Raw genomic sequence first — 25,072 nt, forward strand, 5'->3', positions numbered from 1 at the left:
ACGAGGTCCTTACCCGCCCTTTCCGTCACTGCGCCCCCCGAAGATGAGGTGTTCGACCTGCCGGCGGCTGAACCGGCGGACGCCGCCGAGCGTGCGAACGGACGCCGGCTTCCCGTCGTCGGCCCAGCGGGTGACGGTCTTGGGGTCGACGCGGAACATCGTGGCGACGTCGCCGGGCGTCAGGAGCTGCCCCGGGCCGAAGTCCCAGCCGTTGATCATGATGGCATCGTCGATGCCGCCGATCCTCGGGCTCGTGCGTCTCGTGGGCGGGCACTTCGGCAGGGCGGCGGTCCACTCGGCGAAGACGACCTTGCCAGCCGTCCCAGACCGTCACCACGTACACATCGCCGTCCGCGTACGCGTCCACCCGCACCTCATCGGTCACCGCATGCCGGACGGCGTCGCTGACCAGTTCCGAGACCACCGCCCGCACGTTATAGGCATCGACGGGCCGCTTCGACCTCATCGGCTCCGAAGCGTTGTCGGCGTCCGCCTCACGTGCTCATATCGAGCGGATCATGGAGGGCTTTCAGTGATCGAGTGGCGTAAGTCCAGCCGGAGCAACGCGTCCGGTGAGGAGTGTGTGGAGGTCGCGGCCCTTGCCGAGGGGCGCGGTGTGAGGGACAGCAAGGCGCCCGACGCCGGGTACCTGGCCCTCACCACCGAGGGGTTCGCCCGGCTCCTGGCCCGTGTCAAGCAGGACGAGGTGGATCTCGACCCGCACGGCTGACGAACGAGGCGGGCGGTCGGGTCAGCGGGGGCGGGCCACGCGGGGCTCGTCCCAGACGGGTTCGGCGGACTCGTAGACGGAGCCGTCGGCGCCGAAGATCAGGTGGCGGTCGAAGGCGCGGGCGAACCAGCGGTCGTGGGTGACGGACAGGACCGTGCCCTCGTAGGACTCCAGGCCCTCCTGGAGTGCCTCGGCGCTGGCCAGGTCGAGGTTGTCGGTGGGCTCGTCGAGGAGGAGGAGCGTGGCGCCGCCCAGTTCCAGCAGCAGGATCTGCAGGCGGGCCTGCTGGCCTCCGGAGAGGGTCTCGAAGGGCTGCTCCGCGCAGACGTTCAGCTCGTAGCGGGCCAGGGCGTTCATCGCGTCGTTGCGGAGCCGGGCGTGCTCGGCCATGACGATCTCGCACGGGGTGCGCCCGGCCAGGTCGGGACGGGCGTGGGTCTGCGCGAACAGGCCGGGGACGACGCGGGCGCCGAGCCGGGCGACGCCGGTGTGGGCGACGGGCTCCACCGGTGTCGCGCCTCGGGGGAGTGCTTCGGCGACGGCCGTGAGGAGGCGCAGGAAGTGTGACTTGCCCGAGCCGTTCGAGCCGAGGACGGCGACGCGCTCGCCGTACCAGATCTCGGTGTCGAAGGGCTTCATCAGGCCCGTGAGTTCGAGGTTCTCGCAGATCACCGCGCGCTTGCCGGTGCGGCCGCCGCGCAGGCGCATCGTGAGGCTCTGGTCGCGGGGCGGGACCTCGGGCGGGCCCGCCTCCTCGAACTTGCGGAGCCGCGTCTGGGCGGCCCGGTAGCGGGACGCGAAACCGTCGTTGACCGTGGCCTTCGTCTTGAGGGTGTTGACGAGTTCCTTGAGTTTCGCGTGCTCCTCGTCCCAGCGGCGGCGCAGCTCTTCGAGGCGTTCGTTGCGGTCGCGGCGGGCGGCGGCGTAGGTCGAGAAACGGCCGCCGTGAATCCATACCCGGCGTGCCTCGACGGTGACGATCCGGTCGGCGGAACGGTCGAGCAGCTCGCGGTCGTGCGACACGAGGAGGACCGTCTTGGACGTCTCGCGGAGGCGTTCTTCGAGCCATCGCTTGCCCGGGACGTCCAGATAGTTGTCGGGCTCGTCCAGCAGGAGGACCTCGTCGGGGCCCCGGAGCAACGCCTCCAGGGCGAGGCGTTTCTGCTCACCGCCCGACAGAGTCCGGACTTCACGCCAGCGGCACGAGTCGTAGGAGACGCCCAAGGCCGCGACACAGCACGCGTCCCACAGGACCTCGGCCTCGTAGCCGCCGGCGTCACCCCAGCCCGCGAGGGCCGTGGCGTAGCGGAGCTGGGCCGGTTCGTCGTCGCGTTCCATCATCGCCAGCTCGGCCGCCTCCACCGCGGCGGCGGCCTCGCGCACCCGCGGCGGCGCCAGTGACAGGAGCAGGTCGTGGACGGACGAGTCGTCCCGCATGCTCCCGATGAACTGGCGCATCACGCCGATGCCGCCGCTGTGCGCGACGGTCCCGGACTGGGGTGCCAGGTCCCCGGCGATCAAGCGGAGAAGGGTCGTCTTGCCCGCGCCGTTCGGGCCCACGAGTGCCGCGGTGACGCCCTCGCCGACCCGGAACGAGACATCGTCCAGGAGCGTCCGGCCGTCCGGCAGTACATGGCCGATGTGGCCCACCTCGACGTGTCCCATGGTTCCCGAGTTTCGAGAGGCCCGCGGACAGCGTCAAACCAATTACGCGTCCAGCAAGGCCCGGACGTGCGCCACCACGGAGTCGAGTGCGATCTTGGACGTCTCGCCGGTGGCGCGGACGGTGACCTCGGCGACGCCCTCGGCCAGGCCCCGGCGGCCGACGGTCACCCGGAACGGGATCCCGGTCAGCTCGACGTCGCGGAACTTCACGCCCGCCCGTTCGGGACGGTCGTCTATCACCACCTCCGCGCCGGCGGCGGTGAGCCCGGCGTAGACGTCCTCGGCGGCCCCGGCCACGGTGGCGTCATCGGACTGGGCGGCGACCACCGCGACCTGGAACGGCGCCACGGACAACGGCCAGACGATGCCGCGCTCGTCGTGGTGGGTCTCCACGATCGCGGCCATCGCGCGCTCCACCCCGATGCCGTAGCTGCCCATCACCACGGGGACGCGCCGCCCGTCCGGGGCGAGGACCTCGACGCCGAGCGCGCGGGAGTACCGGTCGCCGAGCTTGAAGATGTGCCCGACCTCGATCGCCCGCAGGATCGCCAGCGGCTCGCCGCAGCGGACGCACGGCTCCCCTTCCGCGACCTCGCGCAGGTCGGCCCACGTCCCGACCTCGATGTCGCGGCCGACGTCGACGCCGCGCAGGTGGACGTCGTCGGTGTTGGCGCCGGTGAACATGCCGCGGCGGCCCCGCAGCGCCTCGTCCGCGATCACCGGGAGCGCGGCGCCGACCGCGCCGAGGCTGCCCGGCAGCGCGCCCAGGGCGTCCCGGATCTCGGCCGGCTCGGCGGCGCGGATGGCGGCGGCGCCGGTCGCGTCCACGAGCTTCTGCTCGTTCAGCGGATGGTCGCCGCGGAGCAGGACCAGTGTCAGCGTGCCGTCCAGGACGTAGACGAGCGTCTTGATCTGCCGGTCGGCGGGCGCGTCGTACGCCAGCAGATCCTCGATGGTGCGGACGCCGGGCGTGTCGAAACGCTCGGGCGCGGGAAGGCCCAGCCCGTCCTCGGCGGGCGGCAGCACGGACACGGCCCGTTCGATGTTCGCCGCGTACCCGCACCCGGGGGAGTGGACGACGAGGTCCTCGCCCACATCGGCGGGGCACATGAACTCGGTCGAGCCGGAGCCGCCCATGGTGCCGCTGGACGCCTCGCACGGCAGCGCCGGGATGCCCAGCCGCTCGAAGATCCGCACGTAGGCGCCGTGGTAGGCGTCGAACGACGCGTCGAGGCCCGCGCGGTCGATGTCGAAGCTGTAGGCGTCCTTCATGGTGAACTCGCGGGTCCGCATGAGGCCGCCCTTGGGGCGCGGCTCGTCCCGGAACTTCGTCTGGAACTGGTACCACTGCTGCGGCAGCTGCCGGTAGGAGCTCAGCTCCCGCGCGACCGTCGCGAAGATCTCCTCGTGCGTCATGCCGAGGGCGTGCTCGGCGCCGCGCCGGTCGCGGAGCCGGAACATCTCCTGCCCCATGAGCTCCCAGCGGCCCGACCGCCGCCACGGCTCGGCCGGATGCAGCGCCGGCAGCAGCATCTCCTGCGCGCCGACCGCGTCCATCTCCTCCCGGACGATCTGGATGACCTTCGCCCGGACGCGGACCGCCATCGGCAGCAGCGAGTAGTGGCCGGCGGTCAACTGCCGGAGGAACCCCGCCCGCAGGAGCAGCCGGTGGCTCGGCGCGTCCGCCTCGGCGGGATCGTCGCGGAGGGTGGGCACGAACAGCCGGGACCAGCGCATCCCGCGAGGGTAGCGAAGCGCCCGGTCGCGCGAAGTGTCATGAGACGGTGCCGCCGGTCAGTACCCTTGTATGCCGTGAGCCGAGAAGGTGTGACGCCGCAGAGCGAGGATTTCTCCGCCTGGTACAACGAGGTGGTCGTGCAGGCCCAGCTCGTCGACCGCGGACCGGTGCGCGGCACGATGGTCATCCGCCCGTACGGATTCCGGATGTGGGAGCTGCTCCAGGCCGACCTGGACCGGCGGATCAAGGACGCCGGGCACGACAACGCCTGCTTCCCGATGCTCATCCCGGAGTCCTACCTCAAGCGCGAGGCCGAGCACGTCGAGGGCTTCTCCCCGGAGCTCGCGGTCGTGACGCACGCCGGCGGCAAGGAGCTGGAGGAGCCGCTGATCATGCGGCCGACCTCCGAGACCGTCATCGGCGAGTACATGGCCAAGTGGATCGACTCGCACCGCGACCTGCCGCTGCTGCTGAACCAGTGGGCGAACGTCGTCCGCTGGGAGATGCGGCCCCGGATGTTCCTGCGCACCACCGAGTTCCTCTGGCAGGAGGGCCACACCGCGCACGCCGACGAGGACGACGCGATGCGCGAGACGATGTGGGCGCTGGACGCCTACGCGGCCGTGGCGCGCGAGCTCGCGGCGATCCCCGTCGTGGCGGGGGAGAAGACGCCCGGCGAGCGGTTCGCCGGCGCCGTCCGCACGTACACGATCGAGGGCATGATGCGGGACGGCCGCGCGCTCCAGGCCGGCACGTCGCACTACCTCGGCACCAACTTCGCCAAGGCGTTCGAGATCCAGTACCAGGACGAGGCGGGCAAGCTCACCCACGCCCACACGACGTCCTGGGGCATGAGCACCCGCATGATCGGCGGCGTGATCATGACGCACGGGGACGACAAGGGGCTCGTCCTGCCGCCGCGGCTCGCGCCCTACCAGGTGGTCGTCGTCCCGATCGGGCGCAAGGAGCAGGGCGAGCAGGCCGCCGCCGAGGCCCGCCGGCTGGGCGCCGCGATCAAGGCGACGGGCGTTCGCGTGCACGTGGACGACAACCGCCCGCAGCTGTCGCCCGGCTTCAAGTTCAACGAGTGGGAGATGCGCGGCGTCCCGATCCGCGTCGAACTGGGCAAGCGCGACATCGAGGCGGGCGTCGCGACCGTCGTCCGGCGGCTGCCGACCGTGGAGGGGCAGGGCAAGGAGCAGATCCCGCTCGACAAGGTGCCCGAGATGCTGCCCGGGATGCTCGCCGACTTCCAGTCGTTCCTGCTCGCCCGAGCCGAGAGCTTCCGCGAGGACCACACCGCGGCCGTCGACTCCTGGGACGCGTTCGCCGCGCAGGTCGCGACCGGCTGGGCGCGGGCGTTCCACTGCGGTGAGGGCGCGTGCGAGGACGAGATCAAGGCCGAGACCGCGGCGACCCCCCGGGTCATCCCGGCCGACGCGCCCGAGGAGACCGGCGCCTGCGTGAAGTGCGGCAACCCGTCCGCCTACGGCAAGCGCGTCATCTTCGGCAAGGCGTACTAGAGGCGGACCAGAGGCCGGGGCCGCGGGTCAGGAGCCCTCGGTTCCGGGCGGGCGGCCGTTCGCCTTCAGCCTCGTCAGGTACGGCTGGACGAACCACACCCACCCGCACAGCACCAGGACGACCACCGCGGTGGCGATCACCGCGCCGTCCACGTCCGACATCGCGTGCACGATCAGCGTGGTGGACGCGGTGATGGAGATCGCCAGCGCGAACGCGCCGAGGATGCCGAACTGGTTGGCGCGGTGGATCAGCAGCGGCTTCTGCCCGAGCCGGAACAGGATCCGGTGCTGGAACACGGGGGCGATGAAGCAGATCGACGCGAGCGCCGCGCCGAACAGCGCGATGTAGAACAGCATCCTGCCCGTGTCGTCGACCTTGCGGTCGAAGTTGGTGGAGAACGGGACGGTGAGCAGGAAGGCGAACAGCACCTGTACACCGGTGGTGGCCACGCGGAAGCCCTGCAGGAGTTCCATCAACTGGCGGTCGAGCCGTTCGTGCTCGGTCTCGTTGCGGGGCTTGTCCGCGGGGTCGACGGTCATAAATGGCATTTACCCGGCAAAGTTCGGATCAGTCCCGGGGCACGGCCCGGCCACGGCGCGGCCTAGTCGAGCGTCGGCGGCTCCACCCGCAGCGCGAGCATGGACACGTCGTCGCGCAGATCGCCGTCGCAGTAGGCGAGCAGCGCGCTCTCCACGGCGGCGAGCATCTCCTCCGGGCCCTTGCCCGCGTGCGCGGCGAGCGTCTCCAGCAGCCGCTCCTGGCCGAACTCCTGCCGCGTCATGTCGCACGCCTCCAGCACCCCGTCCGAATGCAGGATCAGCGTGTCGCCGACGGTCAGGTCGATCGTGTCGAGCCCGGCCTCGAAGTCCTCGAACAGGCCGAGCGGGACGCCGCCGCGCGACGCCGACCTGATCACCCCGTCGGCGCGCACCACGATGGCCGGCGGATGCCCCGCGGTGCCGAGCGACGCGATGACCCGCTCGGTCTCCAGCGTCACGCCCGCCATCACGGCGGTGACGAACCGGTCCTCGTCCAGCAGCGCCTCGTTCACGATGCCGAGGACGTCGGCCGGGCGGGCCTTCCACCGCGACGCGAGCCGGACGCAGTGCCGGGCCGTCGCCGTCACGGCCGCCGCGTCCTCGCCCTTGCCGCACACGTCGCCGAGGACCAGGCCCCACCCGTTCTCGGTGCGGAACACGTCGTAGAAGTCGCCGCCGACGTCCGCGCCGTGCGTGGACACCAGGTAGCGCGCCGCCACGCTCACCCCCGGGATGGCCGGGAGCCGCTTCGGCAGCAGCCCCGCCTGCAGGGTGTCGGCCACCTCGGCGCGGCGCCGGTAGAGCCGCGCCGCCCGGATCACCAGCGCCAGGTAGCGGCCGAGCCGCTGGACGACCCCGAGGTCCATCAGGTCGAACGGCCCGTACTCGCCGCCCGTGGCCAGGGTGATCGTTCCAATGGCCCGGTCGCCGTCCTCGATCGGGACGCTGAGCAGCGACGTCGCGCCGATCTTGGCGCAGACGGGCTGCCCGTCCGGGCAGACGCCGAGCACGTCGACGTTCTCCACGTGCGGGCGCAGCGCGCTCTGCCGGGTGACGAACACGGTGTGCGGCAGCGTGTCCTCGGCCGGGTCGACCTCCTCCAGCAGCCGCGCGGCCTCGACGGAATGCTCGTCCTCCGGGCCCATCACGACCTGGCGGCGCAGCCCCGGCGACGTCCCGGCCACGTGCACGCCGCCCGTCGGGGGCCCACCCGGGACGCCGTTGCCCGGGCCGGTCAGGTCGATGAACGCCCAGTCCGCCAGCTCGGCGGCCAGCAGCCGGGCGCACCGCCGGACGGCCACCGTCTCGTTGAAGACCGGCTCGTCCAGCAGCAGCTCGCTGGCGGTCGCGAGGACGTCCATCCGGTGCACGATCGTGGCCACGGCCTCGTCGTCGCCGGGCCCGCCCTCGACGGTCCGCGCCCGGCCGCCCTTGGCGCGGGGGCTCTTGGCCGTCTCGTCTCCGGAGGGGGTCGTCGTCGGCCCTGCGGCCACCACGACCATCGGGTCGGGCTCGCCGCGGATCCACACCCGGGCCATCGTCACCACGGCGTCGACCGGGTGGTCGCGGCCGAGGAAGCGGACGCTGACGCGGCGGCGCCGTCCCGTCCGGACCGCCGCCGCGAGCTGCGACCGCACCGCCGCGCGGGTCGCCAGGTCGCAGAAGGCCGTGAACTGCTTGCCCGACACGTACCCCGACGACGTGCCGAGCAGCGCGGCCGCCTGCCGGTTCACCCGCCGGACGCTCGCCGACCGGTCCAGCAGGAACAGTGGCACCGGGGCGTCCTGGAAGACGGTCCGCAGCACGCGGCGCTCGTTCTCGGCGGCGGCCGAGTCGCCGGCCTCGCCGGCCTGCTCGCCGCCCATCGTGCGCATCACGGTCAGCGCGAGCTCCAGCTCGACCAGGGCGGCGTCCAGCGTCGCGCGCAGGTCGGGTTCGGGCACGCCGGCGGCCTGGCGCAGCTCGCCGATGCGCCCTTCGAGCTCCGAGATCTCCTGCGGCAGGGACCCCGGTTCGAGCTGGTCACGCTGATCGTGCATCTGGTCTCCTCTCGTCCGCGTCAAGCGGTGGAACCAGGGCGGCTCGCGCCCGGGCGGGGCCGGACCACGATCTTCGGGGCCGCACCTCGCAGCCTATGCTCCGCGTCCGCACCTAGGGCAGGCCTTGATGACCGACGATACGCTGGGCGAGCGCGGTGAGCTTCACGTGACGTGTCTGCGAGATGCGGCGCATCTCGGCGAACGCCTCGTCGGCGTCGCAGCCGAGCGCGTGCATGAGAATCCCCTTGGCCTGGTCGACGATCGCGCGGGCCTCGACGGCCGCCTGCAGCTGGACGGCGGTGCGGTGCACGTCGTCGTACTGCCGGGAGTTCGACACGGCCGCGCTGCCCTGCGCGATCAGCAGGGCGGCGATCGCGTGCCGCCCGTGCCCGAGGGCCTTCGGGCTCACCCCGTACAGCGAGAGCGTGACCAGGACGGGCGGGTTCAGGTGCGGGGTGGTGGTGAAGCAGCGCACCCCGCGGCGCAGCATGTCCGACATGGCCTCGGGCCAGCGGGTCTCGCCGAGGATGTCGTCGGACGTCAGGGCGGCCCGGTCCCGCACCACGTCGAAGATCGGGCCGTGCCCGCGGGACAGCTGCCGGTCGACGACCTCGGCGAGGTCGGGGTGGCTCGCCGCGGAGGCCAGCGGCTCGGGCCGGTCGTCCGGCGCGGACGGCTCCGGCAGCGCCCAGCGCACGCTGCTCGCACCGGCGCACCCCGGCACGGCCCGCGCGGCCAGGTCGGTCACCCGGTGCAGGGTGCCCACGTCGGAGGACTCGCCGACCATCCCCAGCCGGGCGATCTCCAGGGCGAGCTGGTCCGTGAGGACCGTTTCGGTGGACGTCACCCCTCCGAGATTATCCTGGCGGGCGGAATGCCGAGGCGGGGGCGCGTGTGCCGGTGGCGGCATGGGGGGTCCTAGTTGTTGGGCGGCGCCTTGCTGATCTCGGGGAGGGGCCCGACCTCGCCGTTCGCGACGGCGAGGTCGCCGATGGAGACGATGCCGACCGGGCGCTGCTCGGCGTCCACGACGGGCAGCCGCCGGACGGCCTGCTCGCACATCAGCCGGGCCGCGGTGTCGGTGTCGTCCTCGGGGCGGATGGTGGTCAGCTCGGCCGTGCAGACGTCGCCGAGCGGCGTCAGCGCCGTGTCGCGGCTCTCGGCGACCGCGCGGACGACGATGTCACGGTCGGTGACGAGACCGCAGAGGCGGCCGGCGAACGTGACGAGCACGTCGCCGATGCCCTGGTCCCGCATGAGGCGGGCCGCCTCGTACAGCGTGGCGTCCAGCGGAAGCGACTTCGGTGGCGCCGTCATCACGTCACCGACCCTTGGTGGCATCGCGCGCACATCCTCCCGACTCGCCGGCGGCTCGCGTGGCCCGTGTGCGCGCCCTACCCACGGTCGGCGCGCCTATGCGGACGGTTCGGCATCACGTCGCGATCCGCACGTTTAAAACGCGAACACGCTGCCGGTCCGCGACCGCATGACGCAGTCGTTGCCGTACTCGGCCCTGAAACGCGCGGGCTTCCCGCGCCACCGCCCCTCGGCGCGGGCGATGACGGGCGCGTACACGTCGGCGCACATCCGCCCGTCCGGCGCGTGCTCGAACGCCCCGCCGGACCCGCTCAACTCCAGGCACGCCCGCGCGGCGTCCGGATGCCCGCCTCTGGGCGGGTCGCAACGCAACGTGACCGCCCTGGCCCCGGAGGGCTGCTCCCCGGGATGCGTGACGGAGAGCCGCAGCGACGTCTCCGCCCCAGAAGGCGCGGCCACCAGGAGAGCGACCACGGCACCCACGACCACACCGGCGGCCAGATTAGGCATCGACACTCCCGACGCGAAGAGGCTTCGTCGCGAAGTGTACCGATGCCATCACGGAACGTGCATGAGAACAGGCGATCCCGCAGCCACGGGGCAGCTGCGGGACCATGATTCGAAGCAAGGCCCGGTACGGCGCCCAGCCACGGCCGAACCACGCAAAACCTCAAGGGTTGCGATCGCGTCCGAAGGCAGTTTCGAGCGAAGCAAGAAACTGATCGCGCAGCGAGCCGGAGCGATGCCGGCGATCGCCCGCAGTGCCCGACGATGGAGAGCACTGCAATAAACGCGCTAAGCAGCCAGAACGTGGTCGGAGAGGGACTGACGGAGTTGCTTGCGGCCGCGGTGGAGGCGGGACATGACCGTGCCGATGGGGGTGCCCATCAGCTCGGCGATCTCCTTGTAGGGGTAGCCCTCGACGTCGGCGAGGTAGACGGCGTCCCGGAAGTCCTTCGGCAGGGCGCGCAGGGCGGCGATGACCTCGGAGTCGGGGATGCGGTCGAGGGCCTCGGACTCGGCGGACCGGAAGCCCGACGAGTGCGCCTCGGCGTGCGCGATCTGCCACTCCTCCAGTTCCTCGGAGCCGGCGCGCTGGGGCTCGCGCTGCTTCTTGCGGTAGGTGTTGATGAAGTTGTTGGTGAGGATGCGGTGCAGCCAGGCCTTGAGGTTCGTGCCCTCCTGGAACTGGTGGAAGTTGACGTAGGCCTTGGCCAGGGTCTCCTGAACGAGGTCCTCGGCGTCGGCGGAGTTGCGGGTCATGCGGACGGCGCTGGCGTACAGCGGGTCGGCGAGCGGCAGGACGTCGCGCTCGTAGCGCCGCGCGTTCTCGGCCGTCGCGGCGCCCGCGGCGTCGCGGCTCGTGCGGCGGACAGGCGTGGTGACAGCGGTCATCGTCGCTCCCCGTAGTAATGCCCGGTGAAGGGCAGGTTGCATGGCGCGTGTTCGGGGGCACGCGCGGACCGGGCGGATGAACCGCCCCCCGTCAAGTGGTACGTGCCACCGTTCCCGGCGGGTTCGGAGGGGCCTCGGCCTCGCGTGGAAGGTGGGTCGAGGGCTGTGCGCGCTTCGGCGTTGCCAGAGCGACCCCGTTCTCAGGGACGTCGCGGGCCGTGCCCGATCGGGCGCTTCCCCACCCGCCGGTGGGTCTTCCTGCTATCTAAGACGCCTGGAACGGGCCAAAAGGTTGCCATGGAACGCGTGTCGTCCGTCACACCGGGCACCGGCTTGGATCAAGCGGTGCTCATCGGGCGGTATACGGCGAGGTCCCCGGGAGCTTGCTGGACGCAGGCTCCCGGGGACGTGAAGGGGTCAGTCGAGCAGGTGTTCCAGGGCCCTGGTCACCAGGGCCCGTCCGTCAGGGCTCTGCTCGATGCCGAAGCCGAGGAGGACGGTGTCCCTGGTCGCCACCGAGGAGACGGAGTCGATCAGGGCCTGCGAGCGGACGAACTCGGTGCCGTTGCCGGGGCTTCCGGCGGGGGCGCCCTGGATCGTCCAGGGGCCGAGGCCGGTCTCGAAGCCTTCGGCGTCGATCTGGCCGCCGGACGTCGTCAGCCTCGTGTCGTCGATGAACAGTCCGGTTCCGCCGGTGGCGGGGTCGCTGACGTAGGAGATGGACACCTCGATCTTCTTGCCCGCGTAGGCGGACAGGTCGAACGCGGCGGGAACCCAACCGTCGGAGTTGCCGGTGAACGCGTTCCACGCCCCGGACGTCCCGGTGTTCCCGCAGGGATTGCCTCCGGTGAGGTAGTGGGTGAGGAACGGGTGCATGGCGAGGTAGTAGCCCTGCTCGCACTGTTCGGGGACGGTCGTGCTCGTCCGCCCGTTCTTGTCGGGCAGCGTCGTCCAGTCCTCGGCGCCCGTCGTGTGCGCCTCGACGATGATGTTGTCGAAACCGGTCTCGGTGCTGTAGGAGAGCTGGGCCTGGAGGGTGGGCGCCTGTGCGGCGGTGACCGTGGACAGGTCGATCGTCCGGGTCAGCCTCCTGTAGGAGCCGTCTTGGTGCGGGCCCGCGACGTACCACTGTCCTTCGAGGGGTTCGGTGGGTGCCGCCGCGCCCGTGTAGTCGCCGGCCTTCCAGCTGGTGAACTGCGGGAAGTCGGCCTTGGGCAGCACGGTCGAGGTGACCTGGAAGCCGCCCGCCTCGTTCACGGGGTTGGTCGCGGTGCCGCCGACCTTGGCCGTGAGCCCGTCGAACGGCGCCTTGGACCCGGTGAACCCTGTCGGGGCCCCGACGCGCTGCCTGTCGTAGGCGCCCAGGTAGTACTGGAAGAAGTCGTCCGACAGCAGCTCGCAGTCGTCCCGGAAATTGCCGGTGACCACGCAGGGCTTCTCGGGATGGCCTTTCAGCCCGTAATAGATGCCGCCGCCGTTCAGCCGGCTGATCGGACCGTAGTAGCCGGTCGTCTCACCGGTGTGGAGCAGCTTCCCGCCCTCGTTCAGGTACGACCGGACCGACAGGACCAGGTCCTTCGCCCGGTCGGCCACCTGCGAGTCGGGGGCGTCGCCGAGGAAGGTCTTCACCGGATCGTCGGCCGCGTCCTGGGTCAGGCGGTTGTCGCCGAGCTCCCAGACGACGGCCTTGAAGTGCTTCAGGACGCCGAGGTCGTGCGGGACGCCGTTCTTGTCGATGTCCCAGACGAGCGGCCGGTGCTTGGCGGCCTTGACGAGGTCGGCGTACTGCGCGGCGTAACGGGGCTGGTTCGTCCCGGCCGGGTACGTCGGGTTGATGCCGGTGTAGTCCTCGTCCGCGATGACCAGGACATCGGCCTTGTGCCGGTCGCGCACCGTATAGGTGAAGTGCCGGCTCTCGACCTGCCGGTGGCCCTTCCGTCCGGTGAACCACACCTCGACCTTGTCACCCGGACGCTGCCGCCCGATCTCGCCGCGGTACTCGGCGTAGTAGGTGTCGTTCTCGTTCCCGAAGCGCTCGCCGCCGCGCCATTCGCGCAGGTGCCCGTGACGCGTCCGGCCGCCGTTGACCCGGTAGCGCAGCTCCTTGTTCCGCAGCGATCTGCGGATCACGGACGCGACCTCCTGCGACGAGCCGTAGGACGTGCCGAACGCGTCCGTCTCGAAGTCGGGCGTGGTGCGCCCGACCGGCGAGACCGGCTCGTCCGGCGTGCGCGCGGACTGCCCGACCGCCAGCGCGAACGGCAGGTTCTTCTGGAACTCCTTCTGGACCAGCGCCTCGTCGTCCGGGAACTCGAAGTCGCTGCCGCAGTCGCCCGGCTCCCACGGGTCGTCCGGGTCCTCGTTCGCGGCGGTGGTGCAGGTCGCCATCTCCGGCGTGATCGACAGGGCGCCGTAGGCGTTGTCCGCGAAGCCGTCGGTCTCGCCGTTCGTGGTGTAGAGCTGCGCGCCGAGCTCGGGCGTGTAGCCGGGGACGGCCGGGTGGTCGATGTCGCCGAGGAGCGCGTCGTGGACCGCGTCGTCCGGGCTGCGGGTGAGCGCCTGCCAGCCGACGCCGTGCAGCAGCAGCTCCGCCGCCGAGTGGTAGTTGATCAGGTAGGCCGGCCGGAGCCGCTTGTAGAGGCCGACCTGCGCCGCCGTCTCGGGCTCGGACGTCGGAGCCGGCCCGCGGTAGGTCTGGCTGGTGGGCTGGTCGGACGAGCCCTCGTTGTCGTAGCCCCACTTGTAGGGGAAGTTGCGGTTCAGGTCGACGCCGTCCGCGCCGGTGATCTGGCCGTCGCCGTTGTTGTCGCGGGTGTTCTTGCGCCAGAGCCGGAAGCCCTCCTCGAACGTCAGGTCGTAGCCGTCCACGTTCACCACCGGGACGAACCACAGCTCCGTCGTGTCGATGATCTTGGTGATCCGGGCGTCCGTGCCGTAGCCGCCGACGTAGTGGTGCAGCAGCCTGCGGACCATCTCCGGAGTGATCCACTCGCGGGCGTGCTGGGCGGCCTGGTAGACGACCACGGGACGCTTGTGGTGCTTGTGCCGCCGCACGTCCTTGGTGACGCGGACGGCCGTGATCGGCCGGCCCTCGCCGGATTTCCCGATGTCCACCGCGGTCGCGATGGACGGATGGCCGGCGGCGACCTTCAGCAGCTCCTCGCGGATGTTCCCGGGGCCGCTGTAGGGACGGAACACCTTCGGTGCGGCGGCCAGCGACCGCTGGCGCGCGTCCTTGCCGTCCACCTTCTTGACCGTGAGGCCGAGGCCGAGCCTGTTCAGCGCGGCGGCCTCGGTGCCGCTGAGGACGGCCTCGACGTGGACGAGGTCCTTCTTCGCGCTCTTGGTGACGCGGACGTCCTCGCGGTCGAGGGCGGACCGGTTCAGGACCCGCACCTGGTCCCGGGTGAGGTCGGCGGCGTAGACGTCCACGGCCGCGCCGGACGCCGGGTTCTTCGGCGCCGCGGCGGCGGGGGCGGCCGTGACCATTCCGATGAGAAGCGCCGCCGTGGCGAGGGTGGGGGTGAGTCGTCCGTGCCGAAACAGATCGCGCGGCCGGAACAGGTTGCGCGGCATTGCGCCCTCCTGGCAGGGATCACAACGGGGGGTCGCGTGATCGTCCGCCGGGACGCGGGTGTCGTCAATGGGGCATGAGTTCCTTATGCCCGCATTCGGTCACGAGGTGCCGGTGTGGCCCGCCAGGACCGTCCGGACGAGCCGCGCCGCGAACTCCTCCGCGTCGGCGGGCAGCCCGGCGCCCGCCGCGACCGCCTCCGGCCCGGCCAGCCGGGTCAGGAAGGCGTGCTGCTGGCACCCTCCGAGCAGGGCCGCCGCGATGTACGGCAGGGGTGCGCCGGCCGCCAGCCGGCCGGCCCGCCGCTCGGCCTCCAGGTACCCGATCAGGGCGGTGTGGCCCATCACCGGCCCGGCCGCCGCCCCTCCGGGATGGCCCGCCGGAGGGCCGCCGGGAGGCGCCGCGGCGGCGTCCTGGCCACCTCCGGCCCGCCCGCGCGCCTTGGCGGCCGCCTCCTTCTGTGCTTTGGCGGGGCCGTCGTCCCGCAGCCAGGCGATCAGCTCCGGGTCGGCCAGCACGGGCCCGGTCATCGGCAGCAGCTCGCCGTAGAAGCCGACCATCTCGGTGGCGAGGCGGACGAGGTTCTCCTCGACCGTGTTCCGGCCGGCGGAGGCGAGAAGCGCCGCCATCGCGGCCCGCGCCGTCCCGGTCACCTCGGCGAGCGCGGCCGCGAAAAGGGCGGTCTTGTTCGCGAAGTGGTTGTAGAGGCTGCCCTCCGAGACGCCCGCGCTGCGCGCGATCTCCTTGGTCGTCGCGGCGACGATCCCGCGCGCCTGGATCACCGTGACCGCCGCGGCCAGGATCCGCTCCCGCATCGGCTCCGTCCCTGTCGCCAACCCCGCGTCACCGTCCCTTCGACGTGGACGCTAGCACGTCCCGAGGGTATTGAGTGAGCGCTCACCCGATACATTTTCGGCGAGTGTCAGCAAACTATTCTCACAGCAGGTAACTTCGCCTTCACCGGGCGTCGCGGGGTGGGACGGCACCCGCGCCGGGAGAGGGGGACCCGCATGGTCATCGCGGACCTGCTGGGGGTGGCGAGGATGACCGCCATCACGCTGAACGGGAGCGGCCGGATCAGCCACTGGGACGGCACCGCCGCGGAGCTGTTCGGCGCCGGGCGCGCACAGGCCGTCGGCCGCCCGCCCGCCGCCCTCCTCGGCCTCCCCCGCGAACACCGCGGCGCCTTCGAGCCGACGGAGTTCGGGCACGTCTGGTGCGGCGCCTGCACCCTGCCGCGCGTCGACGACGGCGCACCCGCCGAGGTCGGCTGGTGGGTCTACCCGATCGACGGCGACCCGGGCGACCACGGCGTCCGGGTGCTCGCGCTCGCCGCCGACCTGCGCGGGCTCCGCCGCAACGGCATGGGCATCACCATCGGCGACCTCCTGCTCGCCCCGTCCGACCGGGACCACCGCCACGCCGCCCGCCTGCTGCGGATCGAGCCCGCCCTCGCGCCCCCGTCCGGCGACGGACCCGACCCCCTCGCCGGCCCCTTCGCCACCCGCCTCGCCACCCTCCTGCCCGCCCTGGCCCCGTCCGCCACCGCCCGGATCACCGCCCGGGTCCTCGGGCTGGGCTGCCCCGCGGTGTCCCTGGGCCTGACCATCCGCCTCCCGATCGTCCCGCACACCGACCCCGCCCCGGCCGCCGCCGCGCGGACGGCCCCCGCCCCGGCGGCCGGCGTTCCGGCACCGCGGCCCGCCGGCGACCGGCCGCACGCGCCCCGCGACCTCGCGCGCTCGCTGGAGCCGCTCACCTACATCGGCAAGGCCGGCGAGCAGATCGGCAGCTCCCTCGACCATCTGCAGGCCGCCCGGACGCTCGCCGAGGTGGTCGTCCCGCGGCTCGCCGACTTCGCCGCCGTCGAACTGCTCGAAGGCGTCGTCGCCGACTCGGCGCCGCCCGCCGACGAGGTCGACGAGACCACCCCGATGCGCCGCGTCGCCGTCGTCCACAACGACGAGCCCGGCCGCTGGGAGGAGGCCGCCCCGGAGGGCGAGGCGCTGTTCCTGCCGTCCGGGACGCCGTCCGTCCAGGCCATGCGGACCGGGCGTCCCGTCCACATTCCGCGCGTCGACGCCGGGCAGGCCGCCCGGTTCTCCGCCGCGCTCGGCGACCGGGACCTCGGTTCCCTGTTCACCGGCCGGGCGCTGCTGATCGCCCCGCTGATCGCCCGCGGCCGGGTGCTCGGCACGTTCAAGCTGCTCCGCAAGCCCGACCGGCCCGGGTTCGACGAGCTCGACCTCGCGATGGTCGACCAGATCGCCCGCCGCGCCGCACTCTGCATCGACAACGGGCGGCTGTACCGGCGCGAGGTCCAGGTCGCCGAGGAACTGCAGCGGAGCATGCTCCCCGACGACCCGCCCGACGTCGCCGGGGCCCGCGTCCGCTACCGCTACCGGCCCGCCGGGCAGGCCGCGCAGGTCGGCGGCGACTGGTTCGACGCCATTCCGCTGCCCGGTTGCCGGCTCGGCATCGTGGTCGGGGACGTGATGGGGCACGGCCTCACCGCCGCCGCGATCATGGGGCAGATGCGCACCGCCGTCCGCACCCTCGCCGCCGAGGACATGCGGCCCGGCCGGCTGCTGCGCCAGCTCGACGGGCTCGCCCGCCGGCTCGGCGAGGACTACCTCGCCACCTGCCTGTACGCGGTGTACGACCCGGTCGAGCGGCGGTGCACGCTCGCGAACGCCGGGCACGTCCCGCCCGTCCTGGTGTCGGCGGGCGGGGAGAGCCGGGTGCTGCCCGTCCCGTCCGGCGTGCCCATCGGCGTCGGCGGCGAGCCGTTCGAGGCCGTGGAGGTCAAGGTCGAGGACGGGGCGCAGCTCGTCCTGTGCACCGACGGCCTCCTGGAACGCCGCGACCGCGACATCGACGCGGGGCTGGAGGAACTGCGCGGGCGCCTCACCGGGGCGTCCGCCGACCTGGACGGGACCTGCGACGACCTGCTCGCCACGCTCGCCGCCCCCACCCCCGTCGACGACACCGCCATCGTCGCGGTCGGGTTCGACGGCATCCCCGCCCCCGACGTCGCCGCCTGGGATCTCGACCCCGAACCCGGCACCGTCAGGTGGGTCCGCGCGCAGGTCGCCGCCCGGCTGGCCGACTGGGGGCTGGAATCCCTCACCGACACCGCGCAGCTCCTGGTCAGCGAGCTCGTCACCAACGCGCTCGTGCACGGCGCCGGCTCCCTCGGGCTCCGCATGGTCAGGGGCCGGACGCTGCTCTGCGAGGTGCGCGACGACGGCGCCGACCTGCCGCACCTCCGGCACGCCGACGCCACCGACGAGTCCGGCCGCGGGCTCCAGCTCGTCAACCACCTCGCGGCGCGCTGGGGCACGCACCGCGTGGAGGGCGGCAAGATCGTCTGGTTCGAGCAGTGCATCCGCCCGGCACGCTGATCCATGTCGTTGGCCCGCCTCGCGGTTCTGTGAGGTAAATGTCGCGTTCGCGCCAGATACTTTCCAACGTGGCCTTGGATCTGATCGGAAGTGTCGACCTTCACCGAGGCCCACCGGGGGAACGAGTTGGGTGAGACTCTGACGCTGCCGGTTCCCGAGACCCTCTACGGCACCTACGCCCTGGCGCTCTCCGACCCGATCCCCGACCCCGCCGCCCTCGCGCACGCCGAGGTCACCCGGCGCACGTCACCGCCCCTCCGCGACCTCGTCCTCGGCATGCTCGACAGCCCCATGCTCACCCTCGACCAGCGCCCCGCGGGCGACTTCCCGCCGCTGCCGGGCGAGCTGCTCGCCGCCTACGGCGCCTCCCCGTCCACCCTGAAGACCGTCGACGCCGCCGCGCACGTCCTCGCCGTCCGCGCCGCGTACCGCCCCGGCCGCCCGCCCGCGCACGAATGGTCCGCCCGCGCCGTCGCCGGCGCGATCGCCGCCGTCTCCGCCGCGCCGGTGATCGACGTCCTCACCCCGCAGGTGCTCTCGCACGACCACCTCTTCCGATCCCTCCCCGCACCCGACGGCACGTTCCGGCTCACCGACTGGATGCTCCTGCCGCACACCGCCGCCCCCGGCGGCTTCTACTTCACCACCAAGGGCCTCGCCCGCTTCGGCCTCCCCGAACTCCAGACCGAGGACGTCCCGCACCGCCTCGTCGAGCCCTGGGGCCGCCTCCTCAACGGCCTCGCCCGCCGCGTCCTGGACATCTGGCTGGACGAGCTGCCCGCCGGCGAGCAGCCCCTGGTCGTCGAGATCCCGGAACTCGTCTCCGTCGGCCTCCAGGACATCGCCGCCGCTCAGGGCACCGACGAGCCGATGCGCCGCGAGGTCTCCGTCCGGCTGCGCCTCGACCCGCGGCCCCGCCCCGTCCTCACCGTCCTGCCCGCCGAGGACGGCCCCGACCGCCTGGAAGCCCTGTGCGCCGCCCTCTTCGGCGCGCCCGAAAGCCACCGATGAGCTTGCCGATGATCTTGATCTGAGCGCAGGATCGACACGTGAGATTCGGCCCGCGTGACCGTCGCACCCCCGAACCCGAGGACTCCGGCCCCCAGTCCTCACCCGACCCCGAGGACCCCGCCCCGCGCCCACCCCACCCCGGGGACGTCCACGTGGCGGGCAAGCGAACGTCGGAAGACCCCCCGTCCACGGAGGAACCCCCTCGTCCAGGCCCCACGCCGACCGAACCACCCCCCACACCCTGGACAACGGCCCCCGACCTCAAACGACCAACGTGGTCCCCACGACCCGAGACCCCCACCCCAGGCGGCGAGCAGCCCCCAGAACCACCCCCGACCACCCAACCGTGGACACCGCACTCCCCATCGTCCGCCCCGCCCCCCACCACAGGCGCCAAGCCGCCTGCGGGGGAGCAGACCTCACCGTGGTCGCCGCAGCCCGCCTCGCCTACCGCCCCAAGCGGCGGACCAACGCCGAAGCCATCAAGCGGCTGGACGGCAGCATCAGATCCATCAGCAGGCGCACAGCCATCCCGGGAGCCCTCTCCGCCCGCCCGACCCTTGACACCACACTCAGCGAGGGGCCCCGTCCCTCCCGCGCCAAGCGGCGAGCCGCCCACCGATCCCTCCACAGACTGGACGCCACCCGCCGCCCCACCTCGGCCGACCGGCGAGCGACCCCCAAGTGAGCAGGGCGCACCGCAACCCACGTCGCCGGGCTCGGCACCTTCCGCCCCAGGTGGCGGATCGCCTACCGATCCGTCCGCGGACTGGACGTCACCTGGCGACCCATCTCAGTCGGCTGGTGGACGATCCCCGGGTGAGCAGGGCGCTTCGCAGTCTGCGTCGTCGGGCTCGGGGCCGTCCGCCCCGGGCGGCGGATCGCCTACCGATCCGTCCGCGGACTGGAGGTCAAGCACCGGGCCACCCCAGCCGAGCGGTGACCCGTCCTCGGGCGACCGGGGCCGGTCGTGGTCGCCGCGCTCGACGCCGGGCGGGGCGCCTTCGCCGTCAAGCGGCGGACCGGCGTCCGAGCCATCGAGGGACTGGACGGCCGCAGCCGGTTCGTCAGGAGGAGTCCCGCCGAGCGGCGAGCCGCCCTCGGGCGAGCGCGGCGCGCCGCAGCCTGCGTCCTCGGGGTCGGGTTCGGGGCCTTCCGCACCAGGCGAAAATTCGCCGCCCGATCCGTCCACGGATTGGACGGCGCCTGCCGGTCCAGCTCAGCCGGGCGGCGAGCCGCCCCTGGAGGAGCCGGGCCCGTCGTGGTCGCCGCGTTCGGCGTCGGGGCCGGTCCCTCCCGCACCAGGCGGTGAGTCGACGTCTGAGACGCTTACGGATTGGGCGGCGGCCGGTCCGTCTGGAGGAGCCCGGTCGGGCGGTGAGCGGTCTCCGGGTGAGGGCAGGTCGCCTTCCGACCCGTCCACGGATTGGACGCCACCTGCCGGTCCAGCCCAGCCGAGCGGCGAGCCGCCCTTGGAGGAGCCGGGCTCGTCGTGGTCGCCGCATTCAGCGTCGGGCGGGATGCCTTCGCAGTCAGGCGGCGAGCCGTCTACGGAATGGACGGCGGCGGCCGGTTCGTCAGGGGGAGACCAGCCGGGCGGTGAGTCGTCCATGGGCGAGGGGGACTCGTCGTGGTCGCCGCATCCGGCAGCGGGCTCGGTGCCTTCGTCGTCAGGCGGCGGACCGGCGTCCGAGCCATCGAGGGACTGGACGGCCGCAGCCGATCCGTCCGCAGGCGCACAGCCATCCGGGGAGCCCTCTCCGGCCGATCGATCGTCCCAACCCTGGAAGCCGCATTCGGCGTCAGGTCCTGCGACTTCCGCAACAGGCGGTGAGTCGTCCGCCGAGCCGTCCACGGACTGGACGGCGGCCCGGCCGGGTGGTGAGCCGGTGGCTGGCGAGGGGGGCGCGCCGCAGCCGTCTGCGGATTGGACGCTGGCCGCAGGTTCTTCGGCAGGGGCGCCGTCGTCGGGCGAGGGGAGTCCCTCGTGGTCGCCTTATGACGCTGGCGCGTCGCCCACCAGGGAGGATTCGGGCGCGGAGTCCACGAGTGAAGGGTCGTCGACGGCGCCCTGGGCGTCGCACTCGGATTCTCCAGGGGCGGTGCCTCCCGCAGCGGAGGACGAGCCGCTGCGCGAGGGGGCGGGTGGTCCGGTCACGGGGCGGCATGCGCGTTCGGACGACAACGAGCCGTTCCTACCGCGCAAGGGGCTGTCCGCCGAGCCGCCCCCGGGGACCGCTCCGGCGTCGAGGTGGACGCCGCCGCCGCGACCGCGGCCCATGGCGGACCCGGGGCGCCGCGGTGCCATGGCCGACGCGTTCGTCGCCGAGTTCGTCGACAGCACCACCTGGCGGGCGACGCTGGCGGTGCTGGAGAGCGCGTTCCCCGGTCTCGGACTGGCGGCGACGCTCACGCGGCGCGCCGACGACCTGCGCCGGACGACGGACGCGCTCGACCGGAAGGCGGCCGCCGGGCTCGGAGTCCCGGCATGGCTGGACGACGCCGGAATGGTGTTCGACCTCAGCGCCAAGCTGGGCGTGCGCATGGTCCGGGCACAGCTGCCGGAGCCGACCCGTCCCCCGCGCGCGTCCAGGCCCTATGCGGGCGCGTTCGTCATCGACACGCTGGATCCGCTCCGTTACCACCGCGCGGTGGGCGGTCCGCGGGCGCCGCGCGACCTGCCGCGAGAAGGGGGCCTGCCCGTCTCGTTGACGGCGGAGGACGACGACAGCGGCGTCGTGATCGTCGCCAACCTGACGTCCGCGGGGGTTCGGGTGCTGGATTCGGCGGCGCTCTGGCGGTACGCGGGCCGGGTGGTCACGGGGACGCTGCGGGAGCCGGAACGTCCGCACACCCGGGACAGAGCCCGCAGAGCCCTGCACGCCCTGCGGCGCGTCGTGTTCGTCGACCCGGATCTCGGCCTCGGGCTGTGCCTGCAGATCGACGCGGCGCGGGTTCCGCGGTGCCTGCTGGCGTTCAGCGTGGACCGGACGTCCGGCGCGCCCCGGTTCGTCCGTCCCTGATCAGTCCTCCGAGCGCAGCCAGGACAGGTCGCGCTGCCGGTCGGCGGGGAGCTCGCGGATGTGGTCCACGAGCTGCCAGGGTTCGGTCGGCGGCGTGCCCTCGTCCGGCAGGACGCCGCACAGGAGGGCGCTCTGCGTGCTGACCGCGACGAACGGCCCGAACTGCGCGACCCCTCCGCCGCGCAGCGACGCCAACTCGGTGAGCAACGCGGCGACGGCGGACGCGTCCTGCGGGTCGTACAGGCCGCGGACGTACGAGAACAGGTCCTCGGCGAGGACGTCCGACCGCCTTCCCGACATCTGGTACACGGTGCCCCAGTAGGTACCCGTCGCCCGCGCCGACCGCTGGTCCCGCACCCGGACGCGCAACCCGCACTCGGCCGCGCACTGCTCGTACGCCTCCGCGAGAAGCGCCTCCCCCTCGCCCTCCTCGCTCAGCAGCACGCCGGTGACGACGCCCTCCTCCCGGTCGAGCCGGTCGAGCATCTCGCGGTGCAGCTCCATGACGTCCTGCTCGACCGCGTCCAGCGACCGGGCCAGAGCGTGCTGGGCGTCACGGTCGAGGTCGACGCCCGCCAACTCGTCGGAGAAGTCGCCGAACTGCTTCTCCAGCCGCTCGACCCGGCCGGTGACCGAATCGAGCCGCTCCGCGACGTCGCTCGACGGCGTCTCCGGCTCCGCCGGCGGTATGGAAATGCCGACCGGTTCCGTCGCCTCGTCGACCACCCGCTTCAGGGCCTCGTGCTCCCGGACGAGGTCGTTGAGCTGCTTCCGCAGGTTCCGCAGCTCCGCCTGGGCCTGGGGGAGCCGCTTGTCGGAGGCCAGATAAAGCTCGCGCCCGGCTATCGCAAGGCAGAGCAGGACCAGGATCACGGTGGTCATGTGACTCCTCGGGAAGCGGGCTGCGCTCTCGACGATAACCACCCGCGCACCGATTGGCCGACCCCCCACCGCATCTCGTCCGAATCGCCCTCCATTTCCAACCCCACCCACCCCACCGCCCCCCGCACCCGGGCTGGATGAGTGGGTGGCTGCCAATCAGGAGCGGCCCGCGTGCGCCAAACGATGTGTCCGTGGCATCAGGCCCGGTGGGCGGCACCGCGGGACCCAGCGCCACCCGAACGCGCCACTGGCGCCGCACCCGGCCGAGCCAACCCGTGGCGCAGGTGGTCTCAGCGTTGGCCGAGCGTCCTGACGGTGGGCTGGTTGGCGGGCGTCGGTGGTGCGGCCGCTGCGAGCGTCGTTGCGGCCCGGCCGTGCGGGAGCTTGCTCGCGCCGAGCGCTGTGGACCCGCGGGTCACCGTCCGGCGGGCTGGCGCGCGGAAGTACACGCGGCCGGAGCCCTTCAGGGTGGGCGACCGGACGCGGGTGGGGTGGCTTGGGGGAGGTTGGTTAGCCGAAGAGGCCGCCCAGGAGGCCGCCTAGGATTTCGGCGGCTCCGCCGGCCAGTTCGCCGGCGACGTCGCCTGCGATGTCTCCGGCCACGCCGCCCGCGGCGTCGGCGATCACGTTGCCGGCGACGTTGCCCGCGTAGCCGGCGACCGCGTTGCCGAAGGCGTCCACTGGGACGCCGGCGACGTAGCCCGCGGCGTTCTGCGCGTAGCCGGCGGCGTCGCCCATGGCGCCGACGGCCATGCCGCCCGCGATCCCGGCCGCGGCGGCGCCGCCGACCAGGCCGGCCGCGGCTACGCCGTGGCCGCGGTGCCCGTGGTAGCCGGGCGGGGCGTGGTGGACGTGCATCGGCGGCGGGCCCGGGTGCCCGTGCACCGCGGGCGGGTAGTGCGGGGCGGGTGGGGGCGGCCCGCCGTGGGGTGCTGGAGGCGGGTAGGGGGTCGGGCCGCCTGGCGCTGGTGGGGGCGGTGCGCCGTGCTGTGGGGGTGGTGCGCCGTGTGGGGGTGGGGGTGCGCCGTGCGGTGAGGGTGGGGGGCCGTGTGGCGCGGGCCCGCCGGGTCCCGCGGGGAGAGGGCCGGGCGGGGTGCCGTGCATGGGGGAGTGTGCCGGTGGGGCGTTAGGAGGGGGTGGGGGGAAGGTGCCGGGGGCGCCGCCGTGGCCTGGGGGTGGTGTGGGGGCGGAAGCGGCCATGGGGGCTGGTTGTCGGCCTGGGGCGGGGGCGGGGGGTGGGTACTGGGCGTTGCCGTATTCGCCTGGGCCGCCGTAGGACGCCGCGGCGGGGCGTGGCGGTGCGGGTGGTGGGGGTGGGAACGATGACGGGGAGCCAGGCGGCGGTAGTGGTGCATGGCCGGGTGGGGGTGTGGGGGCGCCGGGCGAGGAGCTCGGACGGGACGAACGCGGTAGTGCGACGGCGGCTTCCAGCCACTGGCCGATCTTGGCGTTCCAGTCCGTCTCGGCGGCCTCGGCGTGCGGGACCTTGAAGACACCGAAGGACTCGTCCTGCGGGGTGTCGCGGTCTTCGGCGCGCAGGACGAAGGACATGCCGCGCGGGCTGGCGATGAAGCTCAGCCCGATCTTGTCGATCCGGCCCTGGTACGACGTCGGGGGGTTGAGGTGGATCTCCTGGTGGAACGGCAGCTGCTGAGAGACGCCCCGCAGTTTGGACGACTCGAACGTCACGTTGGTGATCTGGAAGCCGAGCCGGGCGATCGAGGCGAGCACCCACTGCTGGGATTCCAGCGGCTCGACGGAGATCGGGTCGACGTCGCCCGGGTCGGGTTGGCCGGCGACGTCGACCTCGGTGCACATGCCGATGGTGAAGCCCGGGAGTTCGTGGCCGAGGACAGTGGTGAACGGCAGCTCGTACGGCAGCGGGATCGAGAACGCCAGGTCGCGCTGCCCGCCGGCGTCCAGCCGGAAACCGCGGGTGAGGGCGCCCCGGTACACCTCCGGCCCGGCCGACTCGCCGCCGTACCCGTTGTGCATGCGCGGCATCAGGGCCAGCGTCACGTGCCGGACCTCCACGGGCCCGGAGCCGCCGCGCAGATGCACCTTTCCCGCCACGACGCCGCCGGGCTTGCAGTTCGGCTCCGACAGGATCGTGTCGACGGTCGGCCCGCCGCCCGCCATCTGCCCGTAGGACACCGGCCGTACCCCTCTCCCGACCGCGGGGACGCAGTCCCCGCGCAAGTTCGCCCGGCGCAAGTTAGGCCGTGCGCTTC

At 72.9% G+C, this 25,072-nt stretch carries 18 protein-coding genes; 5 read left to right on the forward strand and 13 right to left on the reverse strand.

Annotated elements, in window-relative coordinates:
- Positions 1-9: 9 nt before the first annotated feature.
- Complete coding sequence (locus K8Z49_RS36500; protein ID WP_412516298.1) at positions 10-219, reverse strand: BldC family transcriptional regulator; 210 nt, start codon at positions 217-219, stop codon at positions 10-12.
- Positions 220-532: 313 nt separating this feature from the next.
- On the opposite strand from K8Z49_RS36500, the gene K8Z49_RS36505 reads away from it, so the two are divergent.
- On the forward strand, positions 533-730 hold the full coding sequence (locus K8Z49_RS36505; protein WP_021595411.1) for a DUF397 domain-containing protein: 198 nt from the start codon (positions 533-535) through the stop codon (positions 728-730).
- A 21-nt stretch (positions 731-751) separates the two neighbouring features.
- Here K8Z49_RS36505 and K8Z49_RS36510 read toward each other — a convergent pair whose 3' ends face one another.
- Together K8Z49_RS36510 and K8Z49_RS36515 are read right to left on the reverse strand one after the other, a co-directional pair.
- The gene (locus K8Z49_RS36510; protein WP_412516299.1) at positions 752-2,395 is read right to left on the reverse strand and encodes an ABC-F family ATP-binding cassette domain-containing protein; all 1,644 of its coding nucleotides are present in this window, start codon (positions 2,393-2,395) and stop codon (positions 752-754) included.
- A 42-nt stretch (positions 2,396-2,437) separates the two neighbouring features.
- Positions 2,438-4,132, reverse strand: a complete 1,695-nt coding sequence (locus K8Z49_RS36515) for a proline--tRNA ligase (protein WP_412516300.1) — start codon at positions 4,130-4,132, stop codon at positions 2,438-2,440.
- Positions 4,133-4,207: 75 nt separating this feature from the next.
- Between K8Z49_RS36515 and proS the strand changes: the two genes are divergently transcribed.
- The gene (proS, locus tag K8Z49_RS36520; RefSeq protein WP_235206557.1) at positions 4,208-5,656 is read left to right on the forward strand and encodes a proline--tRNA ligase; all 1,449 of its coding nucleotides are present in this window, start codon (positions 4,208-4,210) and stop codon (positions 5,654-5,656) included.
- 27 nt (positions 5,657-5,683) lie between these two features.
- Here proS and K8Z49_RS36525 read toward each other — a convergent pair whose 3' ends face one another.
- The 8 genes from K8Z49_RS36525 to K8Z49_RS36560 all read right to left on the reverse strand — a co-directional run bounded on the left by K8Z49_RS36525 (position 5,684) and on the right by K8Z49_RS36560 (position 15,336).
- Positions 5,684-6,196: a DUF6328 family protein gene (locus K8Z49_RS36525; protein ID WP_021595407.1), complete on the reverse strand. Its 513-nt coding sequence runs from the start codon at positions 6,194-6,196 to the stop codon at positions 5,684-5,686.
- Between the two features lie 62 nt (positions 6,197-6,258).
- Positions 6,259-8,235, reverse strand: coding sequence for a SpoIIE family protein phosphatase (locus K8Z49_RS36530; protein ID WP_021595406.1), 1,977 nt, complete (start codon positions 8,233-8,235; stop codon positions 6,259-6,261).
- A gap of 112 nt (positions 8,236-8,347) precedes the next feature.
- On the reverse strand, positions 8,348-9,082 hold the full coding sequence (locus tag K8Z49_RS36535) for an ANTAR domain-containing response regulator (protein ID WP_075023521.1): 735 nt from the start codon (positions 9,080-9,082) through the stop codon (positions 8,348-8,350).
- Between the two features lie 71 nt (positions 9,083-9,153).
- Positions 9,154-9,552: a CBS domain-containing protein gene (locus K8Z49_RS36540; protein WP_021595404.1), complete on the reverse strand. Its 399-nt coding sequence runs from the start codon at positions 9,550-9,552 to the stop codon at positions 9,154-9,156.
- A gap of 135 nt (positions 9,553-9,687) precedes the next feature.
- Complete coding sequence (locus K8Z49_RS36545) at positions 9,688-10,062, reverse strand: SSI family serine proteinase inhibitor (RefSeq protein WP_075023522.1); 375 nt, start codon at positions 10,060-10,062, stop codon at positions 9,688-9,690.
- Between the two features lie 285 nt (positions 10,063-10,347).
- Entirely contained in the window at positions 10,348-10,947 is a 600-nt protein-coding gene (locus tag K8Z49_RS36550; RefSeq protein ID WP_021595402.1) for a sigma-70 family RNA polymerase sigma factor, read from the reverse strand.
- A gap of 417 nt (positions 10,948-11,364) precedes the next feature.
- Entirely contained in the window at positions 11,365-14,523 is a 3,159-nt protein-coding gene (locus K8Z49_RS36555; RefSeq protein ID WP_412516301.1) for a M14 family zinc carboxypeptidase, read from the reverse strand.
- A 99-nt stretch (positions 14,524-14,622) separates the two neighbouring features.
- Positions 14,623-15,336: a TetR/AcrR family transcriptional regulator gene (locus K8Z49_RS36560; protein ID WP_075023524.1), complete on the reverse strand. Its 714-nt coding sequence runs from the start codon at positions 15,334-15,336 to the stop codon at positions 14,623-14,625.
- Positions 15,337-15,531: 195 nt separating this feature from the next.
- Here K8Z49_RS36560 and K8Z49_RS36565 point away from each other — a divergent pair, with 195 nt between their 5' ends.
- The 3 genes from K8Z49_RS36565 (at position 15,532) to K8Z49_RS36575 (ending at position 21,959) form a co-directional block, all read left to right on the forward strand.
- Complete coding sequence (locus K8Z49_RS36565) at positions 15,532-17,925, forward strand: SpoIIE family protein phosphatase (protein ID WP_412516302.1); 2,394 nt, start codon at positions 15,532-15,534, stop codon at positions 17,923-17,925.
- A 126-nt stretch (positions 17,926-18,051) separates the two neighbouring features.
- Positions 18,052-18,936 (forward strand): hypothetical protein, encoded by an 885-nt coding sequence (locus K8Z49_RS36570; protein WP_244938728.1) that lies wholly within the window; start codon positions 18,052-18,054, stop codon positions 18,934-18,936.
- Between the two features lie 2,306 nt (positions 18,937-21,242).
- A complete protein-coding gene (locus K8Z49_RS36575; protein WP_412516303.1) occupies positions 21,243-21,959 on the forward strand; it encodes a hypothetical protein in 717 nt (238 codons plus the stop codon).
- Here the strand turns inward: K8Z49_RS36575 and K8Z49_RS36580 are convergent, their stop codons facing one another.
- Both K8Z49_RS36580 and K8Z49_RS36585 read right to left on the reverse strand, forming a co-directional pair.
- Positions 21,960-22,841, reverse strand: coding sequence for a hypothetical protein (locus K8Z49_RS36580; RefSeq protein ID WP_075023528.1), 882 nt, complete (start codon positions 22,839-22,841; stop codon positions 21,960-21,962).
- Between the two features lie 510 nt (positions 22,842-23,351).
- Positions 23,352-24,995 (reverse strand): sporulation protein, encoded by a 1,644-nt coding sequence (locus tag K8Z49_RS36585; RefSeq protein ID WP_412516304.1) that lies wholly within the window; start codon positions 24,993-24,995, stop codon positions 23,352-23,354.
- Between the last annotated feature and the right edge of the window lie 77 nt (positions 24,996-25,072).

The organism is Actinomadura madurae (genome assembly GCF_047130825.1).
In the GTDB taxonomy this organism is placed as follows: Bacteria; Actinomycetota; Actinomycetes; order Streptosporangiales; family Streptosporangiaceae; genus Spirillospora; species Spirillospora madurae.

What these genes read in the sequence shown, in the direction of transcription:
- K8Z49_RS36530 (WP_021595406.1), bottom strand. Translation starts at nt 8,235, where the DNA reads ATGCACGATCAGCGTGACCAGCTCGAACCGGGGTCCCTGCCGCAGGAG.
- K8Z49_RS36550 (WP_021595402.1), bottom strand. Translation starts at nt 10,947, where the DNA reads ATGACCGCTGTCACCACGCCTGTCCGCCGCACGAGCCGCGACGCCGCG.
- K8Z49_RS36510 (WP_412516299.1), bottom strand. Translation starts at nt 2,395, where the DNA reads ATGGGACACGTCGAGGTGGGCCACATCGGCCATGTACTGCCGGACGGC.
- K8Z49_RS36500 (WP_412516298.1), bottom strand. Translation starts at nt 219, where the DNA reads ATGATCAACGGCTGGGACTTCGGCCCGGGGCAGCTCCTGACGCCCGGC.
- K8Z49_RS36560 (WP_075023524.1), bottom strand. Translation starts at nt 15,336, where the DNA reads ATGCGGGAGCGGATCCTGGCCGCGGCGGTCACGGTGATCCAGGCGCGC.
- K8Z49_RS36565 (WP_412516302.1), top strand. Translation starts at nt 15,532, where the DNA reads ATGGTCATCGCGGACCTGCTGGGGGTGGCGAGGATGACCGCCATCACG.
- K8Z49_RS36525 (WP_021595407.1), bottom strand. Translation starts at nt 6,196, where the DNA reads ATGACCGTCGACCCCGCGGACAAGCCCCGCAACGAGACCGAGCACGAA.
- K8Z49_RS36540 (WP_021595404.1), bottom strand. Translation starts at nt 9,552, where the DNA reads ATGACGGCGCCACCGAAGTCGCTTCCGCTGGACGCCACGCTGTACGAG.
- K8Z49_RS36555 (WP_412516301.1), bottom strand. Translation starts at nt 14,523, where the DNA reads ATGCCGCGCAACCTGTTCCGGCCGCGCGATCTGTTTCGGCACGGACGA.
- K8Z49_RS36580 (WP_075023528.1), bottom strand. Translation starts at nt 22,841, where the DNA reads ATGACCACCGTGATCCTGGTCCTGCTCTGCCTTGCGATAGCCGGGCGC.
- K8Z49_RS36545 (WP_075023522.1), bottom strand. Translation starts at nt 10,062, where the DNA reads ATGCCTAATCTGGCCGCCGGTGTGGTCGTGGGTGCCGTGGTCGCTCTC.
- K8Z49_RS36515 (WP_412516300.1), bottom strand. Translation starts at nt 4,132, where the DNA reads ATGCGCTGGTCCCGGCTGTTCGTGCCCACCCTCCGCGACGATCCCGCC.
- K8Z49_RS36575 (WP_412516303.1), top strand. Translation starts at nt 21,243, where the DNA reads ATGGCCGACGCGTTCGTCGCCGAGTTCGTCGACAGCACCACCTGGCGG.